Consider the following 15,391-nt stretch of genomic DNA (forward strand, 5'->3'; position numbering starts at 1 on the left):
AACGCTTCGCCAAAATTGAAGTGCGCACGTCTACGTTAAATCTGAAATTTATCGGCACGTAAGCAGATGTGGATTTCGCGTAGAAGCGCGATTTCCAGTCAAGTTTTGAGTGCTTATCGCGCTCAAAAACGTTTTTACACACCCTTGTCCAAAAGTGGACGGTCAACGTCGCATCTAATTTATCCGGCTGCTTGCCCATCAATTTGATCATCATGGATCGTCTCAGTTTTTATTTTATTCCACTTTTGACTATGTCGAAATTGGGATAAAAAAGAAACAACTAAGAAAAAAGATCCAAATGCCATGGTCGTCCATTTCAAGGTATTCCATGTTGCGACTGCACTAACAGGAGCAGCAGTACCTGCAAGAGAAATAGACATAAATGCACCTGCAGAGAAGCTTAATAAAGCAAGGGCTATGGCGAAACACAAACTTGCAGTTAGTTGCAAGGTTCCTAGGTTCTCCAAAGTGTCCTCGGCTAAAGTGTATACTGTAACCCTTCTTTTTCCGTGGACCACATCGATTGTACTTCCTTTGAGTGCTGCCGGTCCGCGCTCTAGAGGTTCCATATTATTGATTGCTCACGGTAAGAACCGTAATTCCCAAATTTTTGGCCACGTACTCTGTGAGATGCCCACAATTTTTACAGTACTTTGCGACTGTTGGAAGTCGAGTGTGCGAAGACATAATGCTTACAGTGTCCGAACGATTACCTAAGAGTGCCGGATGAATAAAAAACTCATATGCGCCACAAGTTGGGCACTTCGGTGCGCCATTAGGGTTGTTGGCCCATAAATCAGTGAGCTTTTTAGCTACCGCTATAAACTCTTCATCTGTCAGTGTGCCATCAGGATGCGGCATGTTATTACCTTCAAAAAAATCGATGTGGGCTGGTTATGAATTCATGATTTGCAGAGATGAATTACCACTCTGAATGATAGCTATCACTACTTGCTGTTAAATTAAAAGTGTAGCATCAAATGCTAGCCTCCAATCTGGATTCAAATAGCCGCCAACATTTCCGCCAATATCGCTTGTCTTTTCATCCTGTCCGGCGAGATGTCACCAAGACTTTCAAATATCTCAACCACCTTTGTTAAAGTTTCAGTTGCCTTGTGGCCATGTTGCCCCATTACACCAATTATCACTTCCGACTGCTGCAATGCCTTTTTTGAATTGAGATGAACTTGTTCATTTCCACAGAGGATAGATTTAACTACCGGGAGCATATGCCATTTTAGTTTTTTTAGATTTTGTGGAATGGTGCTATTAGATACCAGCAAGTTAAATCTATACATCGTTACACACGAGGCATAGAAAATAGACTCTTTGGTATCATCGGAAAAAATTGTATCAGTGAGTTCGTCATACATTTGTTTTGTGTAACGCGATGCTAGTTCAGGTCTACTGCAAAACATTGAAGCTACGCATTTTGCCGCGTTATTTAAGGTGAATATCCTAGTCGCGGGTATATCCTGCCCAACATATTGCCTATCTCTGCGCTCCAGATACAGGCGACTGTCTGCACCTTCATAAGTGTTGAAGTACTGTTCCACACGCTTGACTATCGGTTTCAGTGACAAAAATTGCGTGTCTTCAACTTTGCTTTGGCTGTTCGTTGCTCTTACTAAATCGGAAAACACATCTTCCAATTGAGTTTTGACTAGCTTTATATTTACCATTACATCGTTAAGCATTTCGCGATTTTCGAAGAGTACATTGGATGTTTGGCAGCCATTAACTATCTGGTAGTTTGTTAGGTGGAGCGTTGTTCCTTGGAGTTTTATGTCTGGACTTACAATGGTTATACCATTGTTCAATACAGGAAACCTGCTTGCTGATTCAGAAGCCAGCGTGGCCGCTATAGATTGGTTGACGGCATTGTCTTGCCCTAAGAAAGATCGAACATTCTCCTCAAATACTTGAGTTCTAAGATTACCGTCTTCAGTTGTGAGAAGGTTTTTAACAAAGTCTTGGGCTCTTACTACCGCCAAGTACGCCTCATCGATTCCGTTGATTATCGGCAGTGCCGCAATACTGAATGTGGGGAGGCTTGCATTTATACTTGAGTATGTGCTAACCCATAATCTTGTTAGTTCGTCTCGATCAATAAACCTTACATCGATTTCATGAAATAAACCCAGGTCTCGCAGTTGGACTATAAAGTCCTGAAGTGCAGTTTCCAGCGCCGCCGGCTTTAGATATGTTCCAGTTGAAATATACCGCGCAGTTAGCGAAGGCTTACCATTTCTGATCTTGGGGACTTCGTTTAGCGCAATATCAAATATTTCTCGGGCGTTGATCAGTACAGGGTCTTCATTTAAATATGGGGTTTGAGAAGCAAAGCGAAGTATTCCTTCTTTGAACTTTAGGAAGTCTCCCAGATCGAAGCCTTCTGTCCTTTTTGCCTGAACAAAAACCGCATCAACGTCGTGATTTCTTTTAGGTGTAGCGAAAATAGCCTTAGTGTCGTCTGTAGACACCGCTACAGATTCATCAACTATAATCGCAACACCATCGATACCTTCATCACCGGGTCCGGTTGAGACATCGTCAAGATCAAATGCTGATCCAAAGCGATTAGATAATACACAGTAGGTGGTAAATTTTTCGAACTGAACAGACTCATCATCGGCTTCCAGTCCGAAGCTTTTAACAAAGCTTGCGAGGTGTGACTTAACAATCCTATGCACCTAAAACTCCTTAACAATAAATGTTTTATTAAATTTTCAAATGTGGAATTAAGTTAAAGTATGGTTATAGCGATTGAATTATTAATTTTTTAGCCTGCTTGACTTTATCAGCTCTATTAACACAAGCCGCAAATCTCGTCAATTTTTTTAGCAAAAACTATTGGTGGTATGGCAATTTCACTGGCTGCCTATTTCTATATCCGAAAGCTGTACAGATTTATTTCTGCTTGACGGACGGCAGCCCTAGCACTGGATCGCTCCCGTAACGGTTTGGCCGGCAGGCTTTGCCCAATAAAACATAAGTCTCATCGGCTGCTATTGGTCGAAAGCTGCATGCGGTAAAGAAAATATTGTAGGAAAAGCACTTATCCCCCTCCCGCCGACGGGGTTTGTGTCCCTTTAAAGTGCAAAGGTTGTGGGTGGTGCAATCAGGGCGGCAAGCCACGCCCGCCATGGGCTTCCGCAGGTGATCGCCGTTTGCACTGAGTGCAAAGTTTTCCAGAGAAATGTCATGCGGCTGCCCATTGATCGTCAAGTGCTGCTGTTCAGTCGGGAATAGCGCAGGCCTGGCCCGCTTAGTTGAAAAGTCGGAAAGCCGGTGAAAAGCAGGATTTTCAAAATCGGTATAGCTCCAGAAACGGGGTATTGGTTCAGGGCTCGATATTCGACACGAAAAGCTAGAACCGTTGTGGGTCTTGGTCTACGGGGCATTTGTGCCACACCCATACTTTGCACAGCGCAGCACGGCCTAGTAACGCTCCTATCATAGGTTTGGCCACTTCAACTACGCTCGCTGTTCAAACGTAGAGGTTGCCCTTATTGGGCCGAACTTAAATCGGACCGCTTGGCAAGCCCTCTCTTTTGAGAATATTGTTATGATGGCATTGCGCCGCATTATGCTGATGCAGCGCTTCATGGACTATGGACTGGGTTAGGAAGACGTTATGAATAAAATTTTGCTGCTGATTGGCGTTGTATTGCTCGCTTCGTGTTCGGCGATCGAACATAAGCCGACTCAGATTCTCCCGTATACCGTCACATTTCACGGTGCCAACAATGCGATCAACCCCACTGCCTCTGGTCTACCGAGAACTGAGATTCCTACAAATGGCCAGCCCGGAGACGTTCAGTATGGAGGGATTTATCCCCTCTCATATGCCGTTGAATGCAATACGGCGAGAAGTGCCTGCAAGCATGCTGTCATCCAGACTGAACTGACCTATGAAATTCACGAGGTAAATTCAGTGGTGCAGTTCACTGGTTTCCTCAAGTCGACGATGGGCAGGAAAATTACACAACGGATTATTGCTCAGCCAGGCTCAGAGAGCAGCGTGACTATGGCCGTCAGCGATGATGTCCAGGTCATCGGTACCAAGACGATTAATACTCCAATCTCGTTCACCTACGCTCCTGGCAAACGTGTAGTAATCGACGGGTTAGGAGGTGTGCAGGTCATTTTCGCCTTCGACGCAGTGAAGCCTCCAGCCGCGTAGCCTGAGGTCGATGGCAATATAGATCCCAGAGAACCGCCTACTCAGGCGGTTTTTTATGCCTGATATTCAGGTATAGATTGAAGATCGCTAGGGCAACCCAGAGATACAAAGCCAACCTTTGGATTGGCCGGCGCAGGAGTGGTGGACATGTCTAACCTCGGTATTTTGTGACATCGATTGCCTGACGCAGGAATCGAGAGACGGGCGCTTGAATGGCGCCTCTGATCAAAAAGTGCGCAATTCTAGCGGCGTGCAACGCACTTGACCAGCTTTATGCCGGGAAATACGACGAGTGCTGCGCTATGCTTCGCGCCGTTGGGCCTTGCCAAATTTTTACAGTCAACAAATCATCTGTAACAGCAAGTAAAACAGCGCATGCTGCACCACACAACATAGTGTTTCATTCGAAGTAGCCGGTCTGGGAATCAGGAGTGTTGGATGGGGCAGGCAAGTAGTCAGGCGGCGGGCGCCGAGCATTCGACGGCAAAGCCGATCGGCATGCTGGTCGCGGCGGTCGGGGTGGTTTACGGCGACATCGGCACGAGCCCGTTGTACACCCTCAAAGAAGTGTTTTCCGGCGGTTACGGTGTGCCCGTCAATCACGACGGGGTGTTGGGCATTTTGTCGTTGATTTTCTGGTCGCTGATCTGGGTCGTGTCGATCAAATACATGATGTTCGTGCTGCGCGCCGACAACCAGGGGGAGGGCGGGATCATGGCGCTCACCGCACTGGCACGGCGAGCGGCGGGCGAGCGCAAGAAATTGCGTTCATTGCTGGTGGTTTGCGGGCTGATCGGTGCGGCGCTGTTTTACGGCGACAGCATGATCACGCCGGCGATTTCCGTGCTGTCGGCGATTGAAGGCGTCGGTCTGGCGTTTGAAGGCATCGACCATTGGGTGGTGCCGTTGTCGCTGGTGGTGCTGGTCGGGTTGTTCCTGATTCAGCGTCACGGCACGGCGCGGATCGGTATTCTCTTCGGGCCGATCATGGTCACCTGGTTTCTGGTGCTCGGCGCCCTTGGCGTGTACGGCATCAGCCACACGCCGGAGGTGCTGTATGCGCTGAATCCAGTGTGGGCGGTACGGTTTTTCATGGTGCATGCGGGCATGGGCGTGGCAATCCTCGGCGCGGTGGTGCTGGCGCTGACCGGTGCCGAAGCACTTTACGCCGACATGGGCCACTTTGGCCGCAAGCCGATTGCCCGTGCCTGGTTCCTGCTGGTGCTGCCGGCGTTGGTGCTCAACTACTTCGGTCAAGGCGCCTTGATGCTGGAAAACCCGGAAGCGGCACGTAACCCGTTCTACCTGCTGGCACCAAGCTGGGCACTGATTCCGCTGGTGGGGCTGGCAACGCTGGCGACCGTGATCGCCTCGCAAGCGGTGATTTCCGGTGCATTCTCCCTGACCCGTCAGGCGATCCAGCTCGGTTACATCCCGCGCATGTACATCCAGCACACCTCCAGCGACGAGCAGGGCCAGATTTACATCGGTGCCGTGAACTGGTCGCTGATGGTTGGCGTGGTCTTGCTGGTGCTGGGCTTTGAATCCTCCGGCGCACTGGCCTCGGCTTACGGTGTGGCGGTGACCGGCACCATGCTGATGACCACGATTCTGGTGTCGGCCGTCATGTTGCTGCTGTGGAAATGGCCACCGATCCTCGCGGTGCCGGTGCTGATCGGTTTCCTGCTGGTGGACGGCCTGTACTTTGCCGCCAACGTGCCGAAGATCGTGCAGGGCGGTGCGTTTCCGGTGATTGCCGGTATCGCCTTGTTCGTGTTGATGACCACCTGGAAGCGCGGTAAGCAGTTGCTGGTCGAGCGTCTCGACGAAGGCGCCTTGCCGCTGCCCATCTTCATCAGCAGCATTCGTGTGCAACCGCCGCATCGCGTCCAGGGCACCGCCGTGTTCCTCACCGCGCGCCCCGACGCCGTGCCTCACGCGCTGTTACACAACCTGCTGCACAACCAGGTGCTGCACGAGCAAGTGGTGTTGTTGACCGTGGTCTACGAAGACATCCCGCGGGTGCCGCCGCAACGGCGATTCGAAGTGGATGCCTACGGAGAAGGCTTCTTCCGGGTGATCCTGCACTTTGGCTTCACTGACGAGCCGGACGTGCCGCAAGCGCTGAAGTTGTGTCATCTGGACGAGTTGGATTTCAGCCCGATGCGCACCACTTACTTCCTCAGCCGTGAAACGGTGATTGCCTCGAAACTTGAGGGGATGGCGCGTTGGCGTGAAGCGCTGTTCGCGTTCATGTTGAAGAACGCCAACGGGAACTTGAGGTTCTTCAATTTGCCGCTGAACAGGGTGATTGAGTTGGGGACGCAGGTAGAGATGTAAGCCCACTGGAATGTAAAAAGCCCCCGCAACTGCAAAGTTACGGGGGCTTTTTGTTGGGTGCGCTTCAGATCACTCTTCAGCCACCTTGCCCGCAGCCTGACGCTTCTCGATCAAGTCCACCAAGCGCTTGGCCAGTGCCGGATAGTTCTCATCGAAGTGATGACCACCCGGCAGTTTCACTGCTTCGCCGACGGCTGTCTTGTCGGTGCAGCCGCTTTCATCGGCCTCTTCTTCACCGTAGATGCACACAACCTTGGCCGCTGGCAGCTTGGCCATTTCCGGGCCGGTGGCGGCTTCTTTGCCGGCGTTGCCGAGCCAGCCTTCGACTTCGATCTCGAAGCTGCCGGTGCGGGCGAAGGCCAGCAGGATGATGGCGTCGACGCGTTGCTGCTCGGTTTCAGGCAGGCGGTTGTAGATCGCCGGCAAGACATCGGCACCGAACGAGTAACCGGTGAGGATGAAGCGCTTGGTGCCCCATTTCTGCCGGTAGTGCTGCATCAGTTCGGTCAGGTCCAGCGCGCTTTGCTCCGGACTCTTGTGCTGCCAGTAGTAGCGCAGGGTGTCGATGCCGACCACCGGGTAGCCGATCTTGGCCATTTCGCCCGCTACGTCCCGGTCGAGGTCGCGCCAGCCGCCGTCACCCGACAGGAACAGGGTGACGGTGTCTTTGGCCTGGCCGGCCGGGACTTCAACCACCGGGATCGCCAGACCACCGTTGGCCTTGTCGCCGCCGACGAGGATTTTGCGCAGTTCGTTGTTCAGCACTTGCGGCAGGTTGATGTCGTAGTCGCTGATACTGGTTTCGGCGTTCGGTTGATCGCGCACGAAACCGGCGCTGGTGTCGTCCGGGTTGTCGTTCCATGCCACCAGCCAGTGGCCGTGGGCAGCGGATTTTGGCAGCAGGTGGGTGCAGCCGGGTTTTTCCAGCGCCAGGCCAACCGATACGGCTTGGGCCTTGTCGTCCTTCTGCTCGGACAACCACCGCCACGCCAGCACCGCACCAGGGCCGATGCCGCTGACCAGGGTGGCCGGGCCGTTCAGTTCGCGCAGACCCGTCTGCAGGGCGCGGCTTTGCAGCAGGCAGTCCTGGGGCAGAACCACCTGAACGATCTGCGCCGAAGCGCTGCGGCTCAGGGTGGTCAGTTGCTTTTCACTGAGTTTCTGGTCGTCATTGACGGCCACCAGCACCTGAGCCTTGGGCTGGGTGCCGGGAATCACACGGGTCATGGCCGGGCCATCGACGGGCGTGAGTTGTTCGAGGGTCGGTTCCGGTGCCGGACGTTTGAGGTACCAGTAACCGCCGCCGGCAATCACGGCCAGCACAATCAGTGCGGCCAGGATGTACTTCAGGGAGCGTTGAATCATCAGCGTTTCACCAATCCAGTCAAGCCGCCCGCGATCAGGGCGGCAGTATCAGCCAGCGCCACCAGCGGATCCAGTCCGGCGGGCACGGCCATATAACGGGGTTCCCAGTCAGGCTGGAACTTGTCTTTGAAGCGGCGCAAGCCTTGGAAGTTGTACAGCTGCTCACCACGGCGGAAAACCATCGAGCCCAGACGCTGGGTCAGCGGTGCACCCCGTCGAGGTTGCAACCCCGACAACGGCACCATGCCCAGGCTGAAGCGCGCGTATCCGTGACTCTTATAATGTTGAATCAGGCCGACCATCATGAATTCCATGGTCAGCTTGGGAGCCTCCGGGTGCGCGCGCATCAGGTCGAGACTGGCCAAGTCATGGCTGTAGGTCTCGAGCAGATTGGCGAACGCCACCGGACGACCTTCGAAGCGAATCACCGCAATGCGAAAATGCTTCAGGTAATCGTCGCTGAAACGGCCGAGGGAGAAACCTTTCTCGCGTACATTCTTGCCGGTCAGCCAGGCATCGGAAATAACCTTGAGCTCATCCATCGGCGCTTGCCCCGGCTCGTGGATTTCCAGCGACAGACCGTCGCGGGTGCCACGGTTCCAGGTGTAGCGCAGATCCTTCATCTCTTTGCCCTTGGCTTCCAGGTCAAAGCGATGCAGGTCGACCCGGGCTTCTTCGCCAAGCTTGATCGCGGTCAGGCCGATGTCCATGTAGTACGGCAGGTTTTCCGCGCGTACTTGATAGAACACGGGGCGAGCGTGATGGATGTCGCACAGGTCGCGGAACTGCCAGATCATCTCGGCGCGTTGCTGGCCGGGGCCGATAGGGTCGTACAACGCCACGAGGCTGCGGCCACGGCGGGCATACATCAGGAACGCTTCGTCGTTGGGGTGGAACAGCAACGCCTTGTCACCGGTCAGCGCGAGGCCGCCATCGGGTTGCGAGGACGCCATCAGAATCTTCGCCGCGCGATCGATTTCGTCCGGCGTCGGCAAATGAATCACCGGGCGCGCGGTGCGCAGCAGCCAGGTCAGTGCAATCACCAGCAACAGCACCGCCGCGCCGAGCAGCGAGCGCAGGCCGCGTGGTGCGTCGGCGTCGAGGGTGAACTGCCACCATAGTTGATGGCTGTACGGTACGTCTTGATAAGCGAACAACAGCAGCCAGGTCGAGGCGCCCAGCACGCAGAGGCTGGCCACCAGATACAGCGGCGAGAACGGCAGTTCGGTCAGGCGGCTTGGGCGATAGAACGAGCGACGGAACACACCCAGCAACGCCGCGGTGAGTGTCATCAGCGTGGCTTCTTCCCAGTCGAAGCCTTTGAGCAGCGAGAGCAGGGCACCGACAAGCAACAGAATGGTGGTCAGCATCCACGCGGCTGAGAGGCGACGGCGCAGGCCCTGAGCCAGCATCAGACAGAGCACACCGATTAGGCTGGCGCCGAAGTGCGAAGCGTCGACCAAACGATGAGGGATCAGGAAACCGATGTGCTCCAGGCGCGTGTCGATCTCGGGTGTGGCACCGGAGAACAGCAGCACCACGCCGGACAGAAACACCAGCACCGCCAGAATCGGCGCCGCCAGACCGGACGCCGCGCGCATGGTCTGGGTCTGGAACAGGCGCTGGCCTTCATTGATCAACAGCAATACGCAGGCGACCAGCAGCGGCAGCACCACGTAGATCAGGCGATAGAGCAGTAACGCAGCGGCCAGTGGTGCGGCACCGAGCTTGTCGGCAAACGCGGCCAGCAGGATCGCTTCGAATACGCCGACACCGCCTGGCACATGGCTGAGTACGCCAGCGGCCAGCGCCAGCAGGTACACCAGCAGGAACGCGCCAAACGGTGGGCTTTCGGGCAGTAACAGATACAGGACAGTCGCAGCAGCGGCGACGTCGAGAGCGGTGATGAGCAGTTGCAGGAAAGTCAGGCGTCGACCCGGCAGGCGCAAGGTGCGACGGCCGGCCTTGACCAGCAGGTTGTCACGATACGGTTGTTCCGGCAGGCGACGACGATAGATGCCGATCATCAGGATTGCGCCGAGCAGCAGCACAGTCGCAGCGATCGTACCCAGCAGTCCCTCGGACAAGCCCAGTGCCTGAGAGGCGGCGGGCAGATCGCTCAGGGTCGCCAGAGCCGCCAGCGGGGGCAGGGCGCAGCCGAGCGACAGGCTGGCGAACAAGGTCATGTGCGCGACTTCCGACGCCCCCAGGCCCAGTCGTGCATATAAACGATAGCGAACCGAACCGCCGGACAGCATCGACAGGCCGATGGCATTGCCAATCGCAAACGCGGTGAAACCGCCGAGCGCCAGTGTGCGCGGTGGCAATGTCACGCCGGCATAGCGACTGGCCGACCATTCGTAACCCAGCAGAATAATAAAGCCGACCACGGTCGCCCCGAATGCACCGCGCAAGGCGGGTGTGGGCACGGCAAGAATCGAGTCATGCAAGGCATCGAGATCGAGCTCGGCGAGCAAATGACGACAGGCAATCAGCGCAATGGTAAACAACAGCAACGTGACCGCCAGGCCAATCGGTTGCCGGTATTTGCTTAACCGATCCAGCAAGCGCAAACGCTCGGGTTTGATCGGGTGTTCCGCTGTGACGGTGTCTTGTGGATCAGACGAGTTGGCGCGCATCAATCACCTCTTGGATTGTGCGCGACAGGATGGAGGTATCCAGCCAAGTTACCAATCCCTGTAGAAAAAAATAATCACAAAATACTACGCCTCTCACCGGGTATCGACGAGGGCAGTCATGGATGGCAGACGTCTTGTTTGCGACACAAGCATAGTCGCAACTCGGCGGGTCTGATGATCCTGGACGATTCACTGCACTGTGACAGCTCATTGTTGCGAAAGGACTTTTTCCACAGATACAAAAAAGGCCACTCTTTCGAGTAGCCTTTTTTGATGTTTGGTTGCGGGAGCCGGATTTGAACCGACGACCTTCGGGTTATGAGCCCGACGAGCTACCAGACTGCTCCATCCCGCGTCTGTGTGGCGGCATTCTACAGGCGAACGGCGAGGTGTCAACCGCTAATTCCGTAAAGGGTCAAATAAGTGTGGAATCGCGCCAAACGGTCGCAGGTGGCGCGTTAAGTTTCGGAAACGAAACGAATTCCTGTTTGACGGTTGTCATGGCTGCGAGGGCTGAAACTGAAAAACACGCACGCACAAAAAAGGCCACTCTTTCGAGTAGCCTTTTTTGATGTTTGGTTGCGGGAGCCGGATTTGAACCGACGACCTTCGGGTTATGAGCCCGACGAGCTACCAGACTGCTCCATCCCGCGTCTGTGTGTCGGCATTCTACAGAGGATCGCTGGGCTGTCAACCTTCAATCCGGATAAAAAGTGTTGAGGTTCAATTGGTTAGCGTTTTATTGGGGTGTTGAAACACGCTGCAGGTCAGGTGGGACAAGGCTTTCGGCTCTATTGGTTGTCGATTTTCGATTGAGAAAATAAATTCATAGGGCTTTTCCTACAGATGGAAAAGAACATTCAGACCACTGGTGCTATATACAGTTGTCAGTGAGATACTGCCTAGCCGGTTCGCCACGTTTCCTTTTCTGACATGACTCAGCGAAAAATCATCCACGTCGACTGTGACTGTTTCTACGCCGCCATCGAAATGCGCGATGACCCGCGCTTGGCCGGCAAACCGTTGGCGGTGGGCGGGTCGGCAGATCGGCGCGGGGTGATTGCCACCTGTAATTACGAGGCGCGTGCCTATGGTGTGCGCTCGGCCATGTCATCGGGGCATGCCCTGAAGCTGTGCCCGGACCTGACCATCGTCAAGCCGCGCATGGACGCCTATCGAGAAGCTTCAAAGGAAATTCATACAATCTTTGCCGACTACACTGATCTGATCGAGCCACTGTCGCTGGATGAGGCCTACCTTGATGTGTCGGACAGTGCCCATTTCGGTGGCAGTGCCACGCGCATCGCCCAAGACATCCGCCGTCGCGTCTCCAATCAATTGCACATCACTGTTTCTGCAGGCGTGGCGCCGAACAAATTTCTGGCGAAGATCGCCAGTGACTGGAAGAAGCCCAATGGCTTGTTCGTGATTACGCCGGATCAGGTCGAAGATTTTGTCAGCGGCTTGCCGGTAAGCAAATTGCACGGTGTCGGCAAGGTCACCGCCGACAAGCTGGGCAAGTTCGGCATCGTCGACTGTATGCAATTGCGCGAGTGGGACAAGCTGGCGCTGGTGCGCGAGTTCGGCAGTTTTGGCGAGCGACTCTGGAGTCTTGCCCGTGGGATTGATGAGCGGCTGGTCCACAATGACAGTCGCCGTCAGTCGATCAGCGTGGAAAATACCTACGATGTTGACCTGCCGGATCTGCGCAGTTGCCTGGATAAGCTGCCAGAGCTTCTGGAAACCCTGAAAACCCGTATGGCGCGAATCGATAGCAGTTATCGCCCGGGCAAACCGTTCGTCAAAGTGAAATTCCACGACTTTACCCAGACCACGCTGGAGCAGGCCGGGGCAGGGCGGGATCTTGGCAGTTATCAGTTGATGCTCACGCAGGCGTTCAATCGGGGTGGCAAACCGGTACGTTTGCTGGGGGTTGGCGTGAGGCTTGAGGATTTGCGCGGCGGGTTTGAGCAGATGGAGTTGTTTGAGCGGTAGTTTTGCGGTGAATATCGTTCGGCCTTCGCGGCAAGACCGCTCCCACAGGGAATTTGTGCAAGACACAGATCCAATGTAGGGGCGGGCTTGCCCGCGATGCTTTCAGCTTTTAATTAGATCCTGGATCAGCCACCAGGCGTCCCGCATCCTTGGTCAAGGACTTGAGAAATTCAGCCTGCAACTCGGGATCGTTACGCGTCAGTTCGATCAGGCTTTGTTCCAGTTCGCTGGCTTCTTCTTCCAGGCCCAGTTCCGACAGACGTTTGACTCGGTGCACCCACTGGCTCACTTCGTCATCTTCAAGGTCGTCGTAAATCAGCCCGTGGGCTTCCAGCAGCTTGCCACGCAGGTGGCTGCTGATCACCAGGGATGAGTCAGAGTGCACGTCATCCTTGGCGTCTTCGACGCTGATCTGCAATTTGCCGACATGATTGAGGTCATTTTCGGCGAACGGACTGTCCAGCAGGTTGAGACGCAGCACGCCGTTGCGGTCGGTGGTCATGTCGAAAGTCTGTTTGCCAGCCTTGACTTGTACCGGGCGCTCGCTCCACGGCAGGCTCGAATACTCCGTGCGCTTGTCGCGTTGGACTTCATCGATGCCGGCCAGGTTCTGTTGCGCACGACCGTTGGACTGCACGTTCATGAACGGGTTGAGTCCGGCGAAGCCGTAGCTGAGCCAGTCCTTGGTCACGCTGTCCGGCAAGTTGCCGAGCGCGAATACGTTGACCACGTTCGCGCCGACGCCACCGACCACGGCCACCACACCCAGCGGGATCTCGTAGATTTCCCGCCAGGGCTGGTAAGGCGTGTAGCGATCGTAACGACGGGTGACGTCGAACTCGGTGACTTCGAACGTTTTCTGCTCGTTGATCTTCACGCGTCGCTGCGGCAGCTCAAGCACCTTAGGCTCACCGACATCGATCTGCAGGCTGTGATCGAGCAGTTTGCGCTCGACCCGCTCTTCGTGCTCGCTGCGCTGTGACATGTGATTGGCACAGCCGCTGACCAGCAGGGCACCGCACAGGGCGGTGCCACCGAGGCCTAAGGTGTTTCGCTTGAACATGACGTCTCTATCTGGTTTCAGCGGCGGATACGGGCCTGAAGGAAGGACAATACGTCAGCCACCGGCAGCGCTTGCGCCTCGCCTTCGGTACGGCTCTTGTATTCCAGGTTGCCTTCGGCGAGGCCGCGGTCGCTGACCACGATGCGGTGTGGAATGCCGATCAGTTCCATGTCCGCGAACTTGATGCCCGGGCTGGTTTTCTTGTCGCGATCGTCCAGCAGCACTTCGAAACCGGCCGCAGTCAGTTCCGCGTACAGCTTGTCGGTGGCTTCGCGAACCTGTTCGGTTTCATAACGCAGCGGCACCAGCGCGATCTGGAACGGCGCCAGGGTGTCGCTCCAGATGATGCCGTTTGCATCGTTGTTCTGCTCGATGGCGGCAGCCACCACGCGGGACACGCCAATACCGTAGCAACCCATTTCCAGGGTCACTGGCTTGCCGTTCTCGCCCAGCACTTCGCACTTCATTGCTTTGCTGTACTTGTTGCCCAGCTGGAAGATGTGACCGACTTCGATGCCGCGCTTGATTTCCAGCGTGCCTTTGCCGTCCGGGCTTGGGTCACCCGCCACCACGTTGCGCAGGTCAGCCACGGTCGGAACCGGCAGGTCTCGCTCCCAGTTCACGCCGAAGTAGTGCTTGTCATCGATGTTCGCGCCGATACCGAAGTCGCTCATCAGCTCGACCGAGCGGTCGATGATGATTGGCAGCGGCAGGTTCAGTGGGCCGAGGGAACCGGCACCGGCGCCAATGGCGTCACGCAGTTCGGAGTCGGTCGCCATGACCAGCGGGCTGGCAACGCCGGGTTGCTGGGCGGCTTTGATCTCGTTGAGTTCGTGGTCGCCACGGATCACCAGAGCGATCAGTTTGCCTTCTTCTTCGGCGCGCACGATCAGGGTCTTGATGGTCTTTTCAATCGGCAGATTGAATTTTTCCACCAGTGCAGCAATGGTCTTGGTGTCCGGAGTGTCCACCAGACGCAGCTCTTGAGTCGGTGCAGGGCGGGAAGTTTCCCGTGGCACCGCTTCGGCTTTCTCGATGTTCGCCGCATAGTCGGAGCCGTTGCTGAAGGCGATGTCGTCTTCGCCGGACTCGGCCAGTACGTGGAACTCGTGGGAACCGGCGCCGCCGATCGAGCCGTTGTCAGCCTCGACAGGGCGGAACTTCAGGCCCAGACGCGTGAACACGTTGCAGTACGCCTGATGCATGCGGTCATAAGTGACCTGCAGCGACGCCTGGTCGGTGTGGAACGAGTACGCGTCTTTCATGATGAATTCGCGGCCGCGCATCAAACCGAAGCGTGGGCGGATTTCGTCACGGAATTTGGTCTGGATCTGGTACAGGTTGATGGGCAGCTGTTTGTAGCTGCTCAACTCGTTGCGCATCAGATCGGTGATCACTTCCTCGTGGGTCGGGCCCGCACAGAAGTCGCGACCGTGGCGGTCTTTGATGCGCAGCAACTCAGGGCCGTATTCTTCCCAGCGCCCCGATTCCTGCCACAGTTCGGCCGGTTGGGTGCTCGGCATCAACACTTCCAGAGAGCCGGCAGCGTTCATTTCTTCGCGAACGATGGCTTCAACCTTGCGCATAACCCGCAGGCCCATGGGCAGCCAGGTGTACAGGCCCGAGGCGAGTTTGCGGATCATGCCGGCGCGCAGCATCAGCTGATGGCTGATCACGACCGCATCGGAAGGCGTTTCTTTCTGTGTGGCGAGCAAAAATTGACTGGTGCGCATGGTTGGCCGTTGTCGGTTGCTATGACTGGAAATGACGGAGCAGTGTACCGGCGAGTTTTGCTGCCGTACA

At 55.5% G+C, this 15,391-nt stretch carries 10 protein-coding genes and 2 tRNA genes; 3 read left to right on the forward strand and 9 right to left on the reverse strand.

All coding sequences use genetic code 11. The features are described from left to right. Positions 1-179 precede the first annotated feature (179 nt). From AACY18_RS04535 to AACY18_RS04545, 3 genes are all read right to left on the reverse strand, one after another. Positions 180-569 (reverse strand): hypothetical protein, encoded by a 390-nt coding sequence (locus tag AACY18_RS04535; protein WP_339464401.1) that lies wholly within the window; start codon positions 567-569, stop codon positions 180-182. A gap of 1 nt (position 570) precedes the next feature. Beyond that, positions 571-861 (reverse strand): hypothetical protein, encoded by a 291-nt coding sequence (locus AACY18_RS04540; protein ID WP_339464402.1) that lies wholly within the window; start codon positions 859-861, stop codon positions 571-573. A gap of 140 nt (positions 862-1,001) precedes the next feature. Next, the gene (locus AACY18_RS04545; protein WP_339464403.1) at positions 1,002-2,693 is read right to left on the reverse strand and encodes an AIPR family protein; all 1,692 of its coding nucleotides are present in this window, start codon (positions 2,691-2,693) and stop codon (positions 1,002-1,004) included. A gap of 944 nt (positions 2,694-3,637) precedes the next feature. On the opposite strand from AACY18_RS04545, the gene AACY18_RS04550 reads away from it, so the two are divergent. Together AACY18_RS04550 and AACY18_RS04555 are read left to right on the forward strand one after the other, a co-directional pair. Next, the gene (locus AACY18_RS04550; RefSeq protein WP_339464404.1) at positions 3,638-4,186 is read left to right on the forward strand and encodes a hypothetical protein; all 549 of its coding nucleotides are present in this window, start codon (positions 3,638-3,640) and stop codon (positions 4,184-4,186) included. A 438-nt stretch (positions 4,187-4,624) separates the two neighbouring features. Further along, complete coding sequence (locus tag AACY18_RS04555) at positions 4,625-6,526, forward strand: potassium transporter Kup (protein WP_339430608.1); 1,902 nt, start codon at positions 4,625-4,627, stop codon at positions 6,524-6,526. A gap of 69 nt (positions 6,527-6,595) precedes the next feature. On the opposite strand, the gene AACY18_RS04560 is transcribed toward AACY18_RS04555, so the two are convergent. From AACY18_RS04560 to AACY18_RS04575, 4 genes are all read right to left on the reverse strand, one after another. Continuing rightward, positions 6,596-7,891, reverse strand: a complete 1,296-nt coding sequence (locus AACY18_RS04560) for a virulence factor family protein (RefSeq protein WP_339464405.1) — start codon at positions 7,889-7,891, stop codon at positions 6,596-6,598. Further along, the gene (gene mprF, locus AACY18_RS04565) at positions 7,891-10,530 is read right to left on the reverse strand and encodes a bifunctional lysylphosphatidylglycerol flippase/synthetase MprF (protein ID WP_339464406.1); all 2,640 of its coding nucleotides are present in this window, start codon (positions 10,528-10,530) and stop codon (positions 7,891-7,893) included. The genes AACY18_RS04560 and mprF overlap by 1 nt, the downstream gene beginning before the upstream one ends. A 278-nt stretch (positions 10,531-10,808) precedes the next feature. Next, positions 10,809-10,885: transfer RNA gene (locus AACY18_RS04570), tRNA-Met, on the reverse strand. A 221-nt stretch (positions 10,886-11,106) separates the two neighbouring features. Further along, positions 11,107-11,183: transfer RNA gene (locus tag AACY18_RS04575), tRNA-Met, on the reverse strand. A 280-nt stretch (positions 11,184-11,463) separates the two neighbouring features. On the opposite strand from AACY18_RS04575, the gene dinB reads away from it, so the two are divergent. Continuing rightward, positions 11,464-12,525, forward strand: a complete 1,062-nt coding sequence (dinB, locus tag AACY18_RS04580) for a DNA polymerase IV (protein ID WP_339430611.1) — start codon at positions 11,464-11,466, stop codon at positions 12,523-12,525. A gap of 109 nt (positions 12,526-12,634) precedes the next feature. Here the strand turns inward: dinB and AACY18_RS04585 are convergent, their stop codons facing one another. Both AACY18_RS04585 and AACY18_RS04590 read right to left on the reverse strand, forming a co-directional pair. Then, positions 12,635-13,588, reverse strand: a complete 954-nt coding sequence (locus AACY18_RS04585; protein WP_339430612.1) for a hypothetical protein — start codon at positions 13,586-13,588, stop codon at positions 12,635-12,637. A gap of 17 nt (positions 13,589-13,605) precedes the next feature. Next, a complete protein-coding gene (locus tag AACY18_RS04590; RefSeq protein ID WP_339430613.1) occupies positions 13,606-15,321 on the reverse strand; it encodes a proline--tRNA ligase in 1,716 nt (571 codons plus the stop codon). Positions 15,322-15,391 lie beyond the last annotated feature (70 nt).

Source organism: Pseudomonas sp. EA_65y_Pfl2_P74, assembly GCF_963970575.1.
Classification (GTDB): domain Bacteria; phylum Pseudomonadota; class Gammaproteobacteria; order Pseudomonadales; family Pseudomonadaceae; genus Aquipseudomonas; species Aquipseudomonas baetica_A.